Source organism: Stappia sp. (assembly GCF_048268045.1).
Classification (GTDB): domain Bacteria; phylum Pseudomonadota; class Alphaproteobacteria; order Rhizobiales; family Stappiaceae; genus Stappia.
Window position 1 is genome coordinate 1 of the sequence record NZ_JBLWWG010000006.1, and the last position, 17244, is coordinate 17244.

The following is a 17244-nucleotide window of genomic DNA, read 5'->3' on the forward strand; positions in this document are numbered from 1 at the left end:
GCGCCAATGGTACTGCGTCTTAAGACGTGGGAGAGTCGGTCGCCGCCAGGCCCGCAAAACGCAATCGAATGTCTATGGTAAGACACTACATATCTTTCCGCGGGGTGGAGCAGCCCGGTAGCTCGTCAGGCTCATAACCTGAAGGTCGTAGGTTCAAATCCTACCCCCGCAACCAAAATCAAACGGCGATTTCAGATCGCACATAAAAGCCGCCCTTCGGGGCGGCTTTTTGCGTTTGGAGCTTGGTTGTTTGTGCTCTCGTGCTCTGATTTTCCCTCCGGCCGCTTAGGGGGGCTGTTACTGGATGTCGGCGGCACCTTCGCTTTCGATCGGGTAGAAGATGCGATGGAAGCGAGCCAGACGCGCCGGGCCGCGCCGGCAAGGTGATGCTGAAGCCTTGGTCGTGGGCTTGCCAGATCCGTTCGAATTCTCGTGGCTGCAGGTCTGGCGGCTGCGAGAATCTGTTCTCGGTCTTGTCGTGGCTTATGCAGTGCTTCTGACCTGATGGAGCTTGATGCGGCAGCGCTCTATCGGATGGCGCAGGCGTTGGATACCCCCGTTCGTTTCGCGGCCCATACCCCCGGGGCCGGTTATACCAGGGGCCTCAGCGCCATCTGAGCCCCCAAAAGCAGCAGGCAGATCAAGAAGATACGTCTGAAGGCGATCGGGCTGATGCGGTTGCGCAGGCGCTGGCCTGCCCACATGCCGACCAGTGCGGGGCCAAGCGCCAGCAGCGACAGGCCGGACGCCTCGACAGTAAATGCGCCCGTTGCGCCCAGTCCGATGGCCAGCGCGACGGTCGATACTGTGAAAGACAATCCCAGAGCCTGCACCAGTTCGTCGCGGGAGAGGCCGAGTGCCTGAAGGTAGGGCACGGCCGGAATGACGAAGACGCCGGTGCAGCCCGTGACAATCCCCGTTGCCCCGCCGATCAGCGGCGAAAGCCACCATTGTGCGCGTGCCGGCACGCGGAGCTGCCCGGCGAACAGGGTGTATCCCGCATAAAGGACGAGCGTTCCCCCGAGGGCGGCCGTTGTCAGATCGGTATCACCGCCCACCAGCCAGGATACACCCGTCACCGTGCCCGCGCAGATCGCCAGCATCATCGGCCACAGCTTGCGGAGCAGCGAGGAGACAGCCGGTCCCGCCAGCAGTTGCCAGAGGTTGGTGACGAAGGAGGGGACGAGCAGAAGGCTGGCGGCGGTCAGGGGAGAGATCAGCGCGCCGAGCACCCCCATGGCCACGGTGGGAAGCCCCATGCCCGTTACGCCCTTGACGATGCCGGCGAGTAAGAAGGTCGCGCAGATGACACTGGCGATAACCGGATCAATCATGATGCGCTCCCTCCTGCGTGTCCCATGCCGTAGTTACCCGCTCCGCTTCCGCGTGGCGGTCGCAGATCAGGATCAGCCGGTTCTGGTGGTCGGAATACTGGGTCACGATGTTGATGCCTGCATCCGCCAGCACCCGCGCGATGGCGCCGAGCTGGCCGGGCGTGCCTTGCTTCAGTTTTCGGATCAGCGGACGCTGCATGGCGACAACGCGGATGCCAGCCGCCTCGGCGGCCCGCCTTGCTCCAGCCCCGTCCTGGAACAGGAAGTGGGCGACGGCGCGCTCGCCCTGCCCGAAGACCGCACCTCCCTCGAAGGGGAGGCCCGCGCGGCCCATGGCCTCGCCCAGGTCCGCCAATGCCCCGGGGCGGCCGGCCAGGTCGAACTCAAGATCAAACATGCGCGATCCTTTCAGTGTGAACGCTGCGGCTGTCGGCCGGGGCTTCCTCGCGGGAGGTCATGCCGTAGTCGCGCTGGACGTCCGCGATCCGCAGGCGGTAGCCGGTAAAGACGCGATTGCGCCCCGCAGCCTGCACCTTGCGGTGCTCCGGCAGGTTGCGCCACTGCGTGATGGCTGCCTCGTCGCGCCAGAAGGACAGCGACAGGACCTTGCCCGGTGCGGTCAGGCTCTGGAACCGCTCGATGGAGAGAAAGCCGTCGATCTCCGCCAGCAGCGGCCGGAGCTCCGCGGCAAGATCCAGGTACTCGGCCCGGGCCTGCTCCGAGGTTTCCGCCTCGAAAATCACCGCGATCATGCGAGTACCTCGTGTGGCGCAGAGGCAAGCTTGACGAACAGGCGACTCTCGCGGCGGATAAACCCTTCCCGTCTGGCGAATTCGTAATTCTCGCGCCCCAGAGGGTCGGCCGCGAGGCGGGCGCGATAGGTCTCGTAATGGGCAAGCGAGGGTAGGGAGTAGATCCCATAGGCGGTGCTCGTCGTTCCCTCATGCGGGGCGAAATAGCCGATGAGGTCGGCGCTGCAACGCGGGCTGCACTGGCCCCAGTTGCGAGCATATTCCTCGAACAGCTCACGCCGGTTCGGGTCGATGTCATAGGTGATGATGCAGGTAATCATGCCGGATCCTTTCCTTCCGGCTTTCCCGATAGCCGATTGGTCCGAGCCGATGGTTCGGTTACAACCGAACCATGAGAGAAGGTCCCGACATTGCCCGTATCGCCGCATTGGTTGCCGATCCTGCCCGCAGTTCCATGCTGCTGGCGCTGATGGACGGGCGTGCCCTGACCGCGACCGAACTGGCAGGGGTTGGCGGGATCACAAAGCAGACGGCCAGTGGCCATCTGGCGAAGCTGGTCGAAGGAGAGGTGCTCTGCGTCGAAGCGCAGGGGCGACACCGCTATTTCCGGCTGGCGGGACCGCATGTCGCGTCGCTGCTCGAGGCACTGATGGTGTTTTCCAGCGATGCGGTGCCGCCCTTGCGTACCGGCCCGAAGGATCCGGCGTTGCGAAAGGCCCGCGTTTGCTATGACCATCTCGCCGGCGAGATGGGCGTCCTGATCTTTGATCGTGCGAAAAAGGGTGGCTGGCTGTCGGGTGACCTGACACGTCCGGATCTGAGCGTGAGGGATGACGGCTGGGCGAGGTTGGCGGAAATCGGCGTGACGCCCGATGATCTGTCCCGCAGCAATCGCCCTGTCTGCCGCGCCTGTCTGGACTGGAGCCAGCGGCGGCACCACCTGGCCGGACAGATTGGCAAGGCGATGCTCGACCGCTTGCTCGCGCTTTCCTGGGCGCGGCGGTTGCCGTCCTCGCGCGTGGTGAGTTTCTCGCCGGAGGGGGAGAGGCGGTTCAGGGACTGGCTGCGATAGGCTGTCTGCCCTTCCCGGGGCTGACTACACCAGCCCGCGCAGCAACCAGACGCCGCCCACTCCGGCCAGCATGGTCAGCGGCAGGTTGCGCGACCCCAGCGCCACGGTGAGGGCCAGCGCTGCGGCGCCCCATTCGGCAGGTCCGGCCTGCACGAGGATTACCGCCAGCAGCGCTGCGATCAGGCAACCCGGCAGGGCCTGCAGCGTGCGTGCCCAGGGGCCGCTCGAAGGCAGGGTCGAGCCCAGCAGATAGCCCCCGAAGCGTATTGCGAAGGTGCCGAATGCCAGTCCGGCTATGACGGGCAGATGTTCACCCATGGCGCCGCATCCCAGCAAAGCCGGCGCCCGCCACGGCTCCGGCGATCAGGCCCCAGGACGGGTCCAGCGGGAGCAGCAGCGCGCAGCCCCCCGCAATCACGGCCGAGACCACCCAGGGCGGCAGGCTGTCGTGCCCCTGCCAGAGGCTTGTCAACAGCAGGATGAAGGCGGCGGTGAAGGCGAAGTCCATCCCGCCCGCCGCCAGGTCGGGCAGGGTCCGGGCAAACGTGGCGCCCAAAGCCGTCGAGACGATCCAGACCGCGATCAGGCTGGTGCCGCCGCCGACCAGATACCAGTATCCGGCGGGCTGGCCCTTGTTGCGGGTCGCGTGCATCAGCACCCAGTTCTCATCTGAAGTCAGATGGACGCCCAGCACAATCTGCCAGAGTGGACGCCCGGCAAGCTCGCCGCGCAGGGACGCCGTCATCAGCAGGATGCGGAGGTTCAGCGCCAGCCCGGCAATGATCGCCATCAACGCGCTGGCACCGGCGGCCAGACGCTCGAGCGCGACGATCTGCGACGAACCGGCGAAAACGAGTGCCCCCATGAGGCCGGTCGCAAGGCCCCCCATTCCCTGTTGCGCGGCCAGCAATCCGAAAGCGAGGCCATAAACGGCGACGCCGAAGGAAAGCGGCGTGATGTCGCGCAGACCGTGCCGGAATTCATCGGCGCGCGTGCGGGCAGCGTCAGGGGAACTGGCGGACATGGGGCGGTACTGGCCTCGAAGAACAACGTTCGTTATAATGGACGCAGTGAGATCGTTCGTCAATTCGAACGATAGTTTATTGAAACGAACGAAATGACGCCGAACAGCATCATCGCCTCAGCCATCAGACGCGAGAGGGAGCTTGCGCAGATCAGCCTTTCCGCGCTGGCGGCAAGGGCGGGCCTTTCCAAGTCCACCCTGTCTCAGCTTGAGGCCGGCAAGGGCAATCCGAATGTCGAAACGCTCTGGGCCATTGCAACGGCGCTCGACATTCCGTTCAGCTCGCTGTTTGAGAACGCCTCCTCGCACAGCGCGCTTGTCCGTGCGACCGAGGGGGTTAGCCTGTCTTCGCAGACGTCGGGTTTCGCGGCGGTGCTTCTGGACAAATGTCCGCCCGACCGGCGGCGCGACCTTTACCGCATCTCGCTGAAACCAGGGTCCGCGCGGCAATCCGAGCCACACCCCAGGGGGACAGTCGAACATGCGTTCCTGTGCAGCGGGAGAGTAAGGCTCGGGCCGGTCGACGCGCCTGTCGAGATCGGGCCGGGAGACTATTTCCGTTGCTTCGGCGATGTGGCGCACTTCTACGAGGCGTTTGGCGAGGAGGCGCTGCTTCTGCTTGTCATGGACAGCCCCCGTTAGGCAGCGAACTCTGGCGGCGACTTCGTCGGGTGTGGGACACGCGCATGTTTCCTCAGGTCGCCGAATAGGGGGCGAACGAACTCCGCTCGTCATCGATGACGAGTTTCTTTGCAAGCGGAGGGAAGGCACGCTGGGCGCAGGCCGAGCGCTCGCAGACCTTGCAGCCGGCGCCGATCAGGGTTCTTGACGAAGGGGCATTCAGTGCGATGCCCTCGGAGTAGACCAGCCGCTCGGCGTGCAGCAGGTCGCAGCCCAGGCCGATCGCGAATGTCTTGGTCGGAGCTCCATAGCCGCCGCGCGAACTTTCGACCCTGCGTGCGATCCACAGATACGCCCGTCCATCCGGCATTTCCGCAACCTGGGTCAGTGTCTTTCCGGGATTGGAAAAGGCGTCGTAGACATTCCACAGGGGGCAAGTCCCGCCGACGCGGGAGAAATGAAAGTCCGTGGCCGACTGGCGCTTGGAGATATTGCCGGCCCTGTCGACGCGGACGAAGAAGAAGGGAACGCCGCGCGCGCCGGAACGCTGGAGTGTGCTGAGCCGGTGGCAGACCGTTTCGAAGCCCGTGCCGAATTCACTGCCCAGGAGGTCGATGTCGTAGCGCAGGCGTTCCGCCGACTGCAGAAAGGGCGTGTAGGGCAGAATGAGCGCGCCGGCGAAATAGCTGGCCAGGCCGATGCGCGCCAGCGACCGGGCTTCGTCGGTGGAGAAGGATCCGCCCGCGGCGAGTGTGTCGATCAGGTTGCGTTGTTCCAGAAACGCCAGTTGCGTCGCCATCTGGAAGGCGCGCTGACCCGGCCCGAGTCGAGGCGACAGGTGAAGGGTGCGACTTTGCGCATCGAACCGTCGCTGCATGCCGTATCCGTCTTCCTCGCGTAGCTCGGCGAGCCTAAGACCGTGCCGCGCCTCCAGCCTGTCGGCGATTGCCGGCGCCATGCGGCCGGGCGGCATGCCCATTTCCCGCGCTGCCGCCTCTGCTTGCCGGTCCAGATCGTCGATGTAATTGTGGTTGGCGTAGAAGAAGTCGCGCACCTCCTCGAACGGCGTCGACGGCAGGGCAGGGGAAGCGCCCTGGCGGTCTTCGCCGAGGCGGACCGCATAGGCGGCGATCTCGTCGGCCGCCTGCTTCAGCCTGCGGCTCTGGGACAGGAACGCGCGGGCGAGTGCCGGCATGTTGCCGGCCAGTTCCCGCATCTCGGCAAGCGAGATGGCCTCGCCGAAGGCCGGATCGGAGAGCGTCTCGCGCAGTTCGGCCAGCAGGCGCGCCTCGTCATTGTCCGAGAAGACCTGGACATCCGTGCCGAAGGCGGCGTTGAGTTTCAGCAGCACCGGGACGGTCAGCGGACGCTGGTTGTTCTCGATCTGGTTGAGATAGCTGAGCGAGATGCCAAGCGCATTGGCCAGCGCCTGCTGGGTCAGTCGCCGCTCCTCTCGCAACCGCTTGATCCGTACCCCCATAAAGGCCTTTTTCACGCCGCACCTATCGCTTTGATGACTTTGCAAAGTTTGCAAATTCACCGCCGGGTCTTCACAAAACTATTCAATTTCAGTCGTTTATCAATTTCATCATATGCGGATAATGCGAAATTGAAAAGGCGAAGGGGCTTGTGGGTGACGATGCCGGCAATCAAATCGGATCGAGGCGAAACGCACTTCCTGGAGGTGGTTCTGCCCGAGCAGGCCAACCACTACGGCACCCTCTATGGAGCCAATGCGCTGCACATGATGGGAAAGGCCGCCTTCGTTTGCGCCACGCGCCACGCCGGCTGCGCGGTCGTCATGGCCAAGGCTGACAACATCGAGTTCGCCCGCCCGGTCCGGCTCGGCGCGATTGTCGATGTTCGTGCCAGGGTGGTCTTTCAGGGGCGTTCGTCGATGACGGTCCTCGTCGAGGTCTCGCCTGAGGAATGGCGTGACGACGGCGACGGGGCACCTTCCATTTCCGGCCGGTTCATGATGGTCGCGGTCGACCAGAACGGCGTCCCGCGCGCCATCTCCGTTTCCGATCAACAGTGTTCAGGAGGAACGACTTCGTGAAATCGCACCGCGTTCGCACACACAAGTCCGTGGAGCACCTCGCCCGCGAGGATCAGCTCGCCTGGAAGCTCGCCTCGGTCGCCGTCGATGACGTGGCGCTCGAGCCGGAGGTGCCCGAGATGATCGGCAACCGGATCCTCGACAACGCCGCGGTGGCTGCGGCCTCGCTGGCGCGGCGGCCGGTCGCCAATGCCAGGTCCCAGGCGCTGGCCCATCCCTTTCAGCCCGGAGCGACCGTTTTCGGTGTTGGGCCGCAGCGGCGGGTCTCGCCCGAATGGGCGGCCTGGGCCAATGGCGTGGCGGTGCGCGAGCTCGACTTTCACGACACCTTTCTGGCGGCCGACTACTCGCATCCGGGAGACAATATTCCGCCGATCCTCGCCGTGGCGCAGCATTGCGGCCTGTCGGGAGCGGCGCTGGCGAAGGGGATCGCCGCCGGCTACGAGATCCAGGTCAATCTGGTGAAAGGCATCTGCCTGCACGAGCACAAGATCGACCACATTGCGCATCTTGGCCCATCGGCGGCGGCGGGCATCGGCGCTGCGCTCGGTCTGCCGGTCGAGACGGTCTATCAGGCCGTGCAGCAGGCGCTGCATGTGACGACCACGACGCGGCAATCGCGCAAGGGTGAGATTTCGAGTTGGAAGGCCTATGCGCCGGCCTTCGCCGGCAAGATGGCCGTGGAGGCCGTCGACCGGGTCATGCGGGGTGAGGGCGCGCCGTCGCCGGCGTGGGAGGGGGAGGACGGGTTCATCGCCTATCTGCTCGGCGGCCCCGGGAGCGAATACACGGTGCCCTTGCCGGAAAAGGGTGAAGCCAAACGGGCGATCCTGGATACCTACACGAAGGAGCATTCGGCCGAGTACCAGAGCCAGGCGCTGATCGACCTGGCCCGCCGCATGCGTGGACGGATCCGTGACCTTTCCAGTGTGAAGAGCATCGTCATCCACACAAGCCACCACACCCATAATGTGATCGGCACCGGTGCCAATGATCCGCAGAAGATGGATCCCGGGGCGAGCCGCGAAACGCTCGACCATTCGATCATGTACATCTTCGCGGTCGCTCTCGAAGACGGCGGCTGGCACCACGAGCGTTCCTATGCGCCCGAGCGGGCGGGGCGCGCGGAGACGATCGCGCTCTGGCACAGGATCTCGACCGTCGAGGATCCCGAGTGGACGCGGCGCTATCACAGCCGCGATCCCGGGGAGAAGGCGTTCGGCGGGCGCGTGGTCGTGACCTTGCAGGACGGGACGACGATCGAGGACGAACTGGCGGTTGCCGATGCGCATCCGCTCGGCGCGCGCCCCTTCACCCGTCCCGACTACATCAACAAGTTCCGCAGCCTTTGCGACGGCATTGTCGCCGAGGCCGAGCAGGCACGCTTCATCGCCACCGTCGAGCGCCTGGTCGAGCTTCGCCCGGATGAGCTTGCGGGGCTCACCTTCACGGTCGCCCCCGAGCGACTGGGCGAGGTGGCCGCTTTTGGCATATTCGACTGGAACCGTGGGTCAGGGGGGATGTCATGACCGCGCCAAAGCCCAAGAAGTCCGTTGCCCTGTCGGGCGTCATCGCCGGTAACACTGCCTTGTGCACAGTGGGGCGCACCGGTAACGACCTGCATTATCGTGGCTACGACATTGTCGATCTGGCCGAAGCCTGCGAGTTCGAGGAGATCGCGCATCTCCTCATTCACGGCACGCTGCCGACCTTGTCCGAGCTGGCCGCCTACAAGGCAAAACTGCGGGCCTTGCGCGGCTTGCCGCAGGCGGTGAAGCGGACGCTGGAACTGCTACCGGCCGCAACCCACCCGATGGATGTGATGCGATCCGGGGTTTCGGCGCTCGGATGCGTGCTGCCGGAAGCGGCGGACCACAATCACGCTGGCGCACGCGATGTCGCCGACCGGCTGCTCGCCTCGCTCGGCTCGATGCTGCTCTACTGGCATCACTTCGCCCACAACGGCCGACGCATCGAGGTGGAGACGGACGATGAAACCATCGGCGGTCATTTCCTGCATCTCCTTCACGGCGGCGTGCCCCGGGGCTCGCATGTGAGGGCGATGCACATTTCGCTCATCCTCTATGCCGAGCATGAGTTCAATGCCTCGACTTTCACCGCGCGCTCGATCGCGGGAACCGGTTCGGACATCTATTCCGCGATCACGGGAGCCATCGGCGCGCTGCGCGGTCCCAGGCACGGCGGCGCCAATGAGGTCGCCCTTGAGATCCAGAAACGTTATGCGTGGCCGGATGAGGCGGAAGCCGATATCAGGCGGCGTGTCGGGGCGAAGGAAGTCGTGATCGGCTTCGGCCATCCGGTCTACACGCTCGCCGACCCGCGCAACGCGGTGATCAAGAAAGTGGCCCGCGAGCTGTCGGTCGAAGCCGGTTCGACCCGGATGTTCGACATTGCCGAGCGCATCGAGGCGACCATGGCCGACGCGAAGCAGATGTTCCCCAATCTCGACTGGTTCAGTGCCGTCTCCTATCACATGATGGGGGTGCCGACGGCGATGTTCACGCCGCTTTTCGTCATTGCTCGGACAGCCGGCTGGGCGGCGCACATCGTTGAGCAACGACAGGACGACAAGATCATCCGCCCTTCGGCCAACTACATTGGCCCGGAAAATCTCGTATTCACGCCGATCAGGCACCGCGGCGGGGCCGCGGACGCCAACAAAGCCGCATAAGGAACGCCGCCATGTCCTATCTCGTTGCTTCCGATCTTCCCCAAGGGGCCGCCGGCGAGCGCTTCCGCGCGCTCGTCGAGCGCGGTGGCATCCTGGCGCTTCCGGGGGCGCACAACGGCATGGCGGCCTTGCAGGCAAAGGCTGCGGGCTTCGAGGCGCTGTATCTGTCCGGCGCGGCGATGACCGCATCGATGGGGCTGCCGGATCTCGGCATCATCACCGTCGACGAAGTCTCCTTCTTCATCCGCCAGATCGCGCGGGCGTCGGGCCTGCCGCTGCTCGTCGATGGCGACACCGGCTATGGTGAGGCGCTCAACGTGATGCACATGGTGCGCGCGTTCGAGGATGCGGGAGCGGGGGCTGTTCATATCGAGGACCAGCTCCTGCCGAAGAAGTGCGGCCACCTCAACGACAAGAAGCTCGCCGATGCGCGAGATATGGCGGCGAAGGTCGCGGCGGCGGCGAAGGCGCGGCGCCATCTCTATCTCGTTGCCCGTACCGATGCGGCCGCAAGCGAGGGGCTCGACGGCGCTGTTGCGCGCGCCAAGCTCTACATGGAGGCCGGAGCCGATGCCATCTTCCCGGAGGCACTGACATCGGCCGAGATGTTCCGCGAGTTCGCCGCGCGCATGCCCGGGGTTCCGCTGCTGGCCAACATGACCGAGTTCGGACGAACCCCGTTCTTCACGGCGAACGCGTTCGAGGAGATGGGCTATCGCATGGTCATCTGGCCCGTCTCGTCGCTGCGTGTGGCGAACCGGGCCCAGCAGAAGCTTTACGAGACGCTCCGGCGCGACGGCGCGACGCAAGCCATGGTCGGCGACATGCAGACCCGCGCCGAACTCTACGAGACCATCGGACTGGCCGCCTACGAGGCGCTCGATGCCTCGATCGTGAAAACCGTCGTGCCGGGGCAGGAGCGGGAAACAGACGCGACCTGAGCGGGGGGCGTGTCGTCCCGGCTGTTCGGGTCCTTGACGAGTTCTGCTGCGCCCGGTGCCGCGACATCTTCCGCCGCGCCTAAGGCGAAGGCTGACCGTGGTCATCGCGCCGTTGAAGACAGTCAGATAGACGGCGCCCGCGATGGTCGTTACCGGAAAGAGTTTAGAGAAGCTGCTTTCGTCAGGTAATTCGCACTTGGGACGGTACCTATCGCCCGAGGCGGAGTTGCCCGCGCGGCAAGCAGTTTGCGCGCGCAACTCCGCCGCTCTTGTTTTCGCCGCGCTCTAGCTCGCCCGTAACGGCGCGGCCATGTCGAAGAGCAGGACCTGGCCGTCGGTGGCCCACGACAGGTCGGGTACTTCCTCCCTGCCGAGTTGCAGGCCGTCGCCGGCGACCAGCCGCTCGTCGTCCATTGTCGCGATGCCTTCCACGACATGGACATAGAGGAGCCGGTCGTCGGATCGGGGCAGGCCGATCGCGTGTCCCGCACGCGGGTGGGCGATGGAGATCCGCGTTGGTGAGAGCAGGCGCAGAGGTGCTTCGCCCGGGTTTCCGCTTGCCAGCAATGTCCAGCCCTGCGCGTCCTCGCGCGCCGGCAAGGCGGCTTGCTGATACGTCGGCTCGCCGTCGAAGGTGTCCGGGATCAGCCAGATTTGCAGGAAGCGGGCCGCTTCCGTCGTCGAGGCGTTCATCTCCGAATGACGGACGCCCCGACCGGCGGACATCAGTTGCAGAGTACCCGGGGCGATTGTGGTCTCATTGCCGATTGTGTCCCGGTGGCGGAGTTTTCCCGAAAGCACCAATGTGAGGATGTCCATGTTGTCGTGATCGTGCTCGGAGAAGCCAGAACCTGGAATGATACGGTCCTCATTGATCACCCGGAGCGCGCCGAAACCCATCCGCGTCGGGTCCTGGAAGCCGCCGAACGAGAAGGTGTGGTAGCTGTCGAGCCAGCCGTTGCGCGTGTGGCCGCGGCTCATGTTCTCGTGGATCAGGGGCATTTTTCCATCTCCATGCCTGTGTCGGTCAGGAAGCCTCGCAAGGCGTCGATCTCGCCCTGACGCAACTCGTGTCCGCCGTTGTGCAACACCAGTTCGAGCCGCGCGTCCTGCGCGCGGAAATAGTCGAGAAGCGCGCCGGTCTGCTCCGGCGGGCAGATCGGATCGCGCCGGCCGCCGGTGACCAGAACCCGCTTTCGCGAAAGCCCGGCGCTGGGCTCTGGCGTCCAGGGGATCAGCGGATGCAGAAGGGCGATCCGGTCGAAGAGGTAGGGGTGGCGAAAGGCTACGGCGGCGAGGATGTTGGCGCCGTTGGAATAGCCGAACCCGTAGACCGGGCGGTCTGGGTTTTCGGCTCTGTGGGCCGCGACGAACTCCGCCATCTTCCGCGTGCGCAGCGCGAGGTCCTCCATGTCGTAGATGCCTTCGCCGGTGCGGCGGAAGAATCTCAGCGCGCCATGTTCGCAGACGTCTCCGCGCGGGGCCACGAAACCGGCTGCGGGCAGGATGTCGGCCGCAAGGGCGGAAAACTGGTGCTCGTCGCCGCCGGTGCCGTGGAAGGCGAAAACCAGAGGCGCGCCGCCTGAGGGCGCGCGGGTCAGGGCGTGGTAGGATGCAACGGTCATATTCGGTCTCCCTGGAGAAGCCGGTTGTGCGCGACGGGGCGGTCTTGCGCGCAACCGCGCCGGTCAGTCGGCGATCGGGGTCAGGATCCGCTCGATCTGCGACCTGTACGGCTCGTAGCGGGACGGCAACTTCAGAGCTTCGCCGAGGTGGGCGGTATCCTCGTCGCGGTCAAAGCCCGGCTCGTTGGTGGCGATCTCGAACAGGATGCCTCCGGGGGTACGGAAGTAGATCGCCCAGAAATAGTCGCGGTCGATCACCGGAGTGACCTGATACCCGGTGTCGAGCAGTGCCTGGCGAACCTCGAGCTGTGCCGAGCGGTTCTCCACGGCAAAGGCGATGTGGTGGACGGAGCCGGAGCCCTGTCGGGCCGGATCGGCGGAAGAAAGCGTCTCGATGTCGATGAAGTCGGCGCCGTTGCCGCCCGCGACGGCGAAGCGCACCCAATTGTCCTTCCGCTCGACCTGCTGGTAATTCATGAAGGCCAGCAGTTCCGCCGTCGCCCCGGCGTCCCGCAGGCGCAGGCTCGCACCGCGGAAGCCCTGGATCGCCTGCGACGATCCGATGCCCTCGCCCGTCCAGCCCTTGCGGTCGTCGTTTGCGGTCTCGACAAGGGAGAAGCCGTCCTGGTCCGGCCCCTCGAAGCGCAAATGCTTCTCGCCGAACAGATCTCGCTCGCGAAGGTCGCGGAGCCCGAGGCCGGAGAGGCGCTCCTTCCAGTAGCCGAGCGATCCGTCAGGCACGGCGAAATAGGTCTCGCCGACCTCGCCCGTTCCCTTTCGCCCGGGAGCAATATGGGGGAAGGGAAAATAGGTCATGACCGAGCCCGGAGTTCCAGCTTCGTCGCCATAATAGAGGTGGTAGACCTCCGGATCGTCGAAGTTGACCGTCTTTTTCACCCGCCTCAGGCCAAGGACCTTCGTGAAGAAGTCGCTGTTTTCCTGAGCGCTGGCCGCCATGGACGTCACATGGTGCAGACCCTTGATCTGTTTCAGCATGGTGGGTTCCTTTCCCGAAGTCCGCTGGTGTCTGTCTGGACAGAAAAATGGGCTTGCGAACTGCAAAAGAGAATTGAATTAGTTTGTCGGATATTATTGCGATTTGTGAAATAGTGAGGTCATGATCAATCTCGACCATGTCCGGATTTTCCTGAGCGTCGCGGAGCATCGCAGCTTCGTCGCCGCCGCGCGGCATCTGTCCATGACCGCACCGACGGTGACGCGGGCGGTCGGCAGCCTGGAAAGCCAACTCGGCATCCAGCTGCTTCTGAGGACGACCCGCCATGTGTCTCTGACATCGGCGGGGGCCGTCTACGCGGCGCGGATCGCGCCGCTTGTCGACGAGTTCCAGCGGGCAAGCGACGAACTGCGCGAGCAGCATGGCGACGTGGCAGGCTCGATCAGGATCAACGCGCCGATGTCGCTGGGCCAGCAGATCCTGCCGGATGTCGTCTCGGGCTTTCGCACGCAGTTTCCGGCGACGGTTCTGTCGCTGACGCTGACCGACAGGTTCATCGACATTGTGTCCGATGACTTCGATCTCGCGATCAGGATCTCGGAGGCGCCGAAGGATAAGTCGACAATCTGGCGCAAGATCTGCCTGGTGCGGCGGGTGATGGTTGCCTCGCCTGCCTATCTCGCCATCCACGGGGAACCGGAAACGCCCGACGATCTGGCGTCGCACAGCTGCCTGGCCTACGACGAGCGCTCGCTCAACGAGACATGGGAGCTTCGCAGCGAGGGCAGGGCGCGCAAGGTCCGGGCCGGGCAGACGCTTGCGGGAAACAACGGAGACCTGATGGCGCGGCTTGCCGACAATGGCGAGGGCATTGCGCTGCTGCCGCATTTCATTGTCGAGGACGGCCTCGAGGACGGGCGCCTGCGACAGGTCCTGCCGGCCTGGGAGCCGCCGGATATCTGGCTGACGCTCTATTATCCGCCCTACGAGCGGTTACCCATGCGGGTAGCGAAATTCTCCGACTTCTTCGAGAAATACGTCACGCAGACGCGGCCGCTATAGTGGGTTCCGGGCCTACTTCGGAGGGTACCAAGGGCGAGCGGCTTCCGCGCCACGCTCGATGAGAACGGCCTGATTGGCGAAGACGCGGTAGCCGTGGCTCCAGGATCCGTCCGGCCAGCGCACCCGGATGACGGCACGTTCGGCGACCCCGAGGCCGATGTGGACGAAGCCTGCCTGGCCCGAGGCATGACCGCCTCCGACGGCAATGTCCCGTGTCAGGCTGCGCGCGCCGACGCGGATGCTGAGCCTGGCCCCGACCGCATTGCGGTTCGCGCCGTCCTGGGCGAGCCCAACCGCCAGCCAGTTGCCGAGCGGCACGGCGGGGCGGTCGTCCGCATGCGCGCCACCGAGATTGCGGAACAGGCTTGTCGGCGCGGCGCGGTTGACGACGACGAGATCGAGCAGACCATCCATGTTGAAATCGGCGAGGCCGGCGCCGCGTCCGCGCCGGTCGAGCCCGATGCCGGCGTCCTTGCCGGCTTCGGCGAAACGGCCCGACCATTGCCGGATCAGCAGGTTGTCGGGATCGAAGGCGGCGAAGTCCGGCATCGCCTCGACATTTCCCTTGGCGATGAAGAGGTCCGTCAGCGTGTCGTTGTTGACGTCCTGAAACTCCGCGTGCCAGCCGGTGGAGGGGCGCATGTCGGTGCCGGTGTAGGGGCGATGCGCCGTCGCGCCGAGGTCGAAGGCGATGTCGCGATAGACCGGCAGCAGATCGTCGCCTTCCTGGTCGATGGTCTGGATCTTCGTGTCGCCCATGCTGGTGAGGGCGAACTCGGGCAGGCCATCGCCGTCGAGGTCGGTGCTGGCGATGCCCATGCCCCAGATCTTGAGGTGTCGCCATCCGTCGGCGCGGCGATAGGGGCGGGGCGGACGCCCGGGCGGCAGCGCCCAGAGCTGTTCCTCGCCGCCGCGATAATAGTGGCGGTCGTTGGAGACGCGCAGCGCCGGCTCGCCCGAACGGTTCCAGTCGGTGAAGAGCATGGACAGCGCGCAATAGCCGGGCGTCAGGCGGTTGGTCTGGGAATAGTCCGGCCTGTCTGCACCTTGCGGGCGGTGAAGCACGTTGTCGTCGCAGGTGCCCCAGGGCGAGCCCGGGGCGGAGCGGTCGACATAGTTTCCAAAGGCAAGCGTTGGAAAGGTGGAGCCTGGTTCGAAGATCGCGGCGAAGCTTGTGGTCCAGCCGCGTCCGCCATCGAAGGAGAAGCGCCGGTTCGCCGCTTCGAAGCGACACTGCCCGGTGCCGCGCAGAAGGATGTTCTCGCCGACGCGCAGCAGCACGAGATCCATCAGACCGTCGTTGTCGATGTCGAGCGGATAGGCGCCGGTCACCTTCGTGAGCAGCTTTTCCGAAACACCGGGGTCGCGGCGCTCGAAGGCGAGTGGCCCGCCGGCGTGCGCGGTGTTGCGGAAAAGGGCGGCCGGCCCCGCGCCGCCGGCCAGGAAGAGGTCCGGCATGCGGTCGCCGTCGCAGTCGAGGATCGCCGCGCCACCGCCGACGAAATACTCCCAGGGGCCGTCGTAGCGATGCGAAACGCCGGCCTGTTCCGCCTCCTCCGCGAAGCGGGGGACAGGTGCGCGCGCCGGCTCCGACGCTTCTTCCGCCGCGCCTGCGGGGAGCGGTGCACCGGAAAGCGCGAGCAGGGCTGCGAGAAGCAGGAAGCGGCGCGCCGTCATCGGGCGATCTCCAGGCTGCGGAGGAAGGCGATGATCGCCTGCCGCTCCTTGTCGGCGCGCCCGACATAGGCGGAGCGCGCCTCCGACGCCTCGCCGCCATGAGCGCGGATTGCCTCGTCAAGCGTCGTCAGGTCGCCGCGATGGCCGTAGGGCGCAGTTGAGCCAATGCCCCACAGCTCGGCGGTGATGAACACATCCCTGTCAACGAAACGCTGGCCGAGCAATTCGTTGCCGAAGGCCGGGTTGCGCGTATCGGCGATCCGGTGGCGCTTGAGATCGCCGAAGAGCGGCACAAGGATGGCTCCGCTCTCGTCGCGCGGCAGCGCCTTGACGAAGGCGAGGCGCGACAGGTCGATGGAAAGCGGTTTTCCGACATCGACGCCGCGCAGGGTTCCTGCCGTCTCGAAGGGTGCCGGATCCTGAAACACCGCCGAATTGAGCGGCAGGGCCGGCTTGTGGCAGGTGGCGCAGCCGATCTCGGCGAAGAGGCGCTCGCCCCTGCCGGCCGCCTCTCTCCAGCTTGCCGGCAGGTCCGTCTTGCGGGTTGGTGCGGGCAGGGTCGCCTGCCAGACAACGAGCGCGGAGACATCGCCCGCGCCGATTTCGTCCGGGAAGCCATCGGCATCGAAATCGTCGGTTCCCGTCCATTGTGCGCCGAAACGCTCGACGGGCTGGATGCCGTGATGCTGGTTGAGCGCGTTGACCGTGAACTGGCGCAGCGACCCGAAGACACCCTTTTGCGAAAAGGGGCGCAGAACCAGATCCGGGTCGATGCCCTCGATCCCGGCAATGTCGAGGCTGCCGTCGGGATGAGCGGTGATCGCGCCGAAGGAGACGCCCTTGCTGGCAAGCGCGCGCTCGACCGGCCGGCCGGAGGCGCGCGCCCGGGCGAGGGCGTCATCGCGGGTATCCTGAAGCTCGACGGTCATCTCGCGCGCCAGCAGTTCGATCAGCCCGGAGCCCTGAAGCGCGTTGGTGCCGCGTTCGTTGGAGAATTGCGGGTCGATGGTGTCGAAGTCGGCGCTTTCAAATCCTTCCGAGACGAAGACATTGGCGGTGAAGGCGCCGGCGCCGCCGGCAACAGGCTCGTTGTGGCAGGATGCGCAGGCGTTGGCGTCGGGGCCGGCGAGGCGCTGGAACTCCAGCGCGGCCGGCCGGCGGCGTCTGGTCGGCACGATCGCCTGCGTGGCCTCGGGCCGACCGACCCCGTCCTCGCGCACGAACTTGCCGACGAAGAGCTTTTCACCCCGCTCCGTCAGGCGGGCGCGTGCCTTGTCCTGTGGCAGGCGGGCGATCTCCTCGAGCGAAAGCGGGGTTTCCAGAAGCCGCTCGCTCCAGGGGAGCGGGTCGTCGGCGCGCAGCGGCCCGGCAAAGGCTGTGAGAGCCAGGGCGCAGGCCATGACCTGCATCCTCGTCGGCCCCCCCGCCTC

The 17244-nt window shown here is 65.6% G+C and carries 19 protein-coding genes and 1 tRNA gene; 8 read left to right on the forward strand and 12 right to left on the reverse strand.

Features of this window, described 5'->3' with window-relative positions; translation table 11 throughout:
• The first annotated feature begins 98 nt into the window (after window positions 1–98).
• Window positions 99–175 (forward strand) — tRNA-Met (locus tag ACN0WF_RS10895).
• A 415-nt stretch (window positions 176–590) separates the two neighbouring features.
• On the opposite strand, the gene ACN0WF_RS10900 is transcribed toward ACN0WF_RS10895, so the two are convergent.
• The 4 genes from ACN0WF_RS10900 to ACN0WF_RS10915 are packed head-to-tail and all read right to left on the reverse strand — an operon-like array spanning window position 591 to window position 2406.
• Window positions 591–1334 (reverse strand): sulfite exporter TauE/SafE family protein, encoded by a 744-nt coding sequence (locus ACN0WF_RS10900; protein WP_417772847.1) that lies wholly within the window; start codon window positions 1332–1334, stop codon window positions 591–593.
• On the reverse strand, window positions 1327–1731 hold the full coding sequence (locus ACN0WF_RS10905) for an amino acid-binding ACT domain-containing protein (RefSeq protein WP_417772848.1): 405 nt from the start codon (window positions 1729–1731) through the stop codon (window positions 1327–1329). Before ACN0WF_RS10905 ends, ACN0WF_RS10900 begins: the two co-directional genes overlap by 8 nt.
• On the reverse strand, window positions 1724–2086 hold the full coding sequence (locus ACN0WF_RS10910; RefSeq protein WP_417772849.1) for an antibiotic biosynthesis monooxygenase family protein: 363 nt from the start codon (window positions 2084–2086) through the stop codon (window positions 1724–1726). Before ACN0WF_RS10910 ends, ACN0WF_RS10905 begins: the two co-directional genes overlap by 8 nt.
• Window positions 2083–2406: an NIPSNAP family protein gene (locus ACN0WF_RS10915; RefSeq protein WP_417772850.1), complete on the reverse strand. Its 324-nt coding sequence runs from the start codon at window positions 2404–2406 to the stop codon at window positions 2083–2085. The genes ACN0WF_RS10910 and ACN0WF_RS10915 overlap by 4 nt, the downstream gene beginning before the upstream one ends.
• Before the next feature lie 71 nt (window positions 2407–2477).
• Between ACN0WF_RS10915 and ACN0WF_RS10920 the strand changes: the two genes are divergently transcribed.
• On the forward strand, window positions 2478–3158 hold the full coding sequence (locus ACN0WF_RS10920) for an ArsR/SmtB family transcription factor (protein ID WP_417772851.1): 681 nt from the start codon (window positions 2478–2480) through the stop codon (window positions 3156–3158).
• Between the two features lie 24 nt (window positions 3159–3182).
• Here the strand turns inward: ACN0WF_RS10920 and ACN0WF_RS10925 are convergent, their stop codons facing one another.
• Window positions 3183–3476 carry an AzlD family protein gene (locus ACN0WF_RS10925; RefSeq protein WP_417772852.1) on the reverse strand — a complete coding sequence of 98 codons (294 nt, stop codon included), beginning with the start codon at window positions 3474–3476 and terminating at the stop codon, window positions 3183–3185.
• On the reverse strand, window positions 3469–4245 hold the full coding sequence (locus tag ACN0WF_RS10930; protein ID WP_417772853.1) for an AzlC family ABC transporter permease: 777 nt from the start codon (window positions 4243–4245) through the stop codon (window positions 3469–3471). Before ACN0WF_RS10930 ends, ACN0WF_RS10925 begins: the two co-directional genes overlap by 8 nt.
• Window positions 4246–4275: 30 nt before the next feature.
• On the opposite strand from ACN0WF_RS10930, the gene ACN0WF_RS10935 reads away from it, so the two are divergent.
• On the forward strand, window positions 4276–4824 hold the full coding sequence (locus ACN0WF_RS10935; protein ID WP_417772854.1) for a helix-turn-helix domain-containing protein: 549 nt from the start codon (window positions 4276–4278) through the stop codon (window positions 4822–4824).
• A 52-nt stretch (window positions 4825–4876) separates the two neighbouring features.
• Here the strand turns inward: ACN0WF_RS10935 and ACN0WF_RS10940 are convergent, their stop codons facing one another.
• Complete coding sequence (locus tag ACN0WF_RS10940) at window positions 4877–6298, reverse strand: short-chain fatty acyl-CoA regulator family protein (protein ID WP_417772855.1); 1422 nt, start codon at window positions 6296–6298, stop codon at window positions 4877–4879.
• Window positions 6299–6442: 144 nt separating this feature from the next.
• Here ACN0WF_RS10940 and ACN0WF_RS10945 point away from each other — a divergent pair, with 144 nt between their 5' ends.
• From ACN0WF_RS10945 to prpB, 4 genes are read left to right on the forward strand one after another with little or no spacing between them, the layout of a single operon-like run.
• Window positions 6443–6862, forward strand: coding sequence for an acyl-CoA thioesterase (locus ACN0WF_RS10945; RefSeq protein WP_417772856.1), 420 nt, complete (start codon window positions 6443–6445; stop codon window positions 6860–6862).
• Window positions 6859–8391 carry an MmgE/PrpD family protein gene (locus tag ACN0WF_RS10950; protein ID WP_417772857.1) on the forward strand — a complete coding sequence of 511 codons (1533 nt, stop codon included), beginning with the start codon at window positions 6859–6861 and terminating at the stop codon, window positions 8389–8391. The genes ACN0WF_RS10945 and ACN0WF_RS10950 overlap by 4 nt, the downstream gene beginning before the upstream one ends.
• The gene (prpC, locus tag ACN0WF_RS10955; RefSeq protein ID WP_417772858.1) at window positions 8388–9554 is read left to right on the forward strand and encodes a bifunctional 2-methylcitrate synthase/citrate synthase; all 1167 of its coding nucleotides are present in this window, start codon (window positions 8388–8390) and stop codon (window positions 9552–9554) included. The genes ACN0WF_RS10950 and prpC overlap by 4 nt, the downstream gene beginning before the upstream one ends.
• Window positions 9555–9565: 11 nt before the next feature.
• Window positions 9566–10495 (forward strand): methylisocitrate lyase, encoded by a 930-nt coding sequence (gene prpB / locus ACN0WF_RS10960; protein WP_417772859.1) that lies wholly within the window; start codon window positions 9566–9568, stop codon window positions 10493–10495.
• Window positions 10496–10780: 285 nt separating this feature from the next.
• Here the strand turns inward: prpB and ACN0WF_RS10965 are convergent, their stop codons facing one another.
• The 3 genes from ACN0WF_RS10965 to ACN0WF_RS10975 form a co-directional block, all read right to left on the reverse strand.
• Window positions 10781–11497 carry a pirin family protein gene (locus ACN0WF_RS10965; protein ID WP_417772860.1) on the reverse strand — a complete coding sequence of 239 codons (717 nt, stop codon included), beginning with the start codon at window positions 11495–11497 and terminating at the stop codon, window positions 10781–10783.
• Window positions 11488–12120, reverse strand: coding sequence for an alpha/beta hydrolase (locus tag ACN0WF_RS10970; protein WP_417772861.1), 633 nt, complete (start codon window positions 12118–12120; stop codon window positions 11488–11490). Before ACN0WF_RS10970 ends, ACN0WF_RS10965 begins: the two co-directional genes overlap by 10 nt.
• Window positions 12121–12183: 63 nt before the next feature.
• A complete protein-coding gene (locus ACN0WF_RS10975) occupies window positions 12184–13116 on the reverse strand; it encodes a VOC family protein (protein ID WP_417772862.1) in 933 nt (310 codons plus the stop codon).
• 121 nt (window positions 13117–13237) lie between these two features.
• Between ACN0WF_RS10975 and ACN0WF_RS10980 the strand changes: the two genes are divergently transcribed.
• Complete coding sequence (locus ACN0WF_RS10980; protein ID WP_417772863.1) at window positions 13238–14137, forward strand: LysR substrate-binding domain-containing protein; 900 nt, start codon at window positions 13238–13240, stop codon at window positions 14135–14137.
• Window positions 14138–14149: 12 nt separating this feature from the next.
• Here the strand turns inward: ACN0WF_RS10980 and ACN0WF_RS10985 are convergent, their stop codons facing one another.
• Entirely contained in the window at window positions 14150–15814 is a 1665-nt protein-coding gene (locus tag ACN0WF_RS10985) for a CRTAC1 family protein (protein WP_417772864.1), read from the reverse strand.
• A complete protein-coding gene (locus ACN0WF_RS10990) occupies window positions 15811–17214 on the reverse strand; it encodes a di-heme oxidoredictase family protein (protein ID WP_417772865.1) in 1404 nt (467 codons plus the stop codon). The genes ACN0WF_RS10985 and ACN0WF_RS10990 overlap by 4 nt, the downstream gene beginning before the upstream one ends.
• Between the last annotated feature and the right edge of the window lie 30 nt (window positions 17215–17244).

What these genes read in the sequence shown, in the direction of transcription:
- ACN0WF_RS10970 (WP_417772861.1), bottom strand. Translation starts at nt 12,120, where the DNA reads ATGACCGTTGCATCCTACCACGCCCTGACCCGCGCGCCCTCAGGCGGC.
- ACN0WF_RS10990 (WP_417772865.1), bottom strand. Translation starts at nt 17,214, where the DNA reads ATGGCCTGCGCCCTGGCTCTCACAGCCTTTGCCGGGCCGCTGCGCGCC.
- prpC (WP_417772858.1), top strand. Translation starts at nt 8,388, where the DNA reads ATGACCGCGCCAAAGCCCAAGAAGTCCGTTGCCCTGTCGGGCGTCATC.
- ACN0WF_RS10925 (WP_417772852.1), bottom strand. Translation starts at nt 3,476, where the DNA reads ATGGGTGAACATCTGCCCGTCATAGCCGGACTGGCATTCGGCACCTTC.
- ACN0WF_RS10965 (WP_417772860.1), bottom strand. Translation starts at nt 11,497, where the DNA reads ATGCCCCTGATCCACGAGAACATGAGCCGCGGCCACACGCGCAACGGC.
- ACN0WF_RS10920 (WP_417772851.1), top strand. Translation starts at nt 2,478, where the DNA reads ATGAGAGAAGGTCCCGACATTGCCCGTATCGCCGCATTGGTTGCCGAT.
- ACN0WF_RS10905 (WP_417772848.1), bottom strand. Translation starts at nt 1,731, where the DNA reads ATGTTTGATCTTGAGTTCGACCTGGCCGGCCGCCCCGGGGCATTGGCG.
- ACN0WF_RS10900 (WP_417772847.1), bottom strand. Translation starts at nt 1,334, where the DNA reads ATGATTGATCCGGTTATCGCCAGTGTCATCTGCGCGACCTTCTTACTC.
- prpB (WP_417772859.1), top strand. Translation starts at nt 9,566, where the DNA reads ATGTCCTATCTCGTTGCTTCCGATCTTCCCCAAGGGGCCGCCGGCGAG.
- ACN0WF_RS10935 (WP_417772854.1), top strand. Translation starts at nt 4,276, where the DNA reads ATGACGCCGAACAGCATCATCGCCTCAGCCATCAGACGCGAGAGGGAG.
- ACN0WF_RS10915 (WP_417772850.1), bottom strand. Translation starts at nt 2,406, where the DNA reads ATGATTACCTGCATCATCACCTATGACATCGACCCGAACCGGCGTGAG.
- ACN0WF_RS10945 (WP_417772856.1), top strand. Translation starts at nt 6,443, where the DNA reads ATGCCGGCAATCAAATCGGATCGAGGCGAAACGCACTTCCTGGAGGTG.
- ACN0WF_RS10985 (WP_417772864.1), bottom strand. Translation starts at nt 15,814, where the DNA reads ATGACGGCGCGCCGCTTCCTGCTTCTCGCAGCCCTGCTCGCGCTTTCC.
- ACN0WF_RS10975 (WP_417772862.1), bottom strand. Translation starts at nt 13,116, where the DNA reads ATGCTGAAACAGATCAAGGGTCTGCACCATGTGACGTCCATGGCGGCC.
- ACN0WF_RS10980 (WP_417772863.1), top strand. Translation starts at nt 13,238, where the DNA reads ATGATCAATCTCGACCATGTCCGGATTTTCCTGAGCGTCGCGGAGCAT.
- ACN0WF_RS10910 (WP_417772849.1), bottom strand. Translation starts at nt 2,086, where the DNA reads ATGATCGCGGTGATTTTCGAGGCGGAAACCTCGGAGCAGGCCCGGGCC.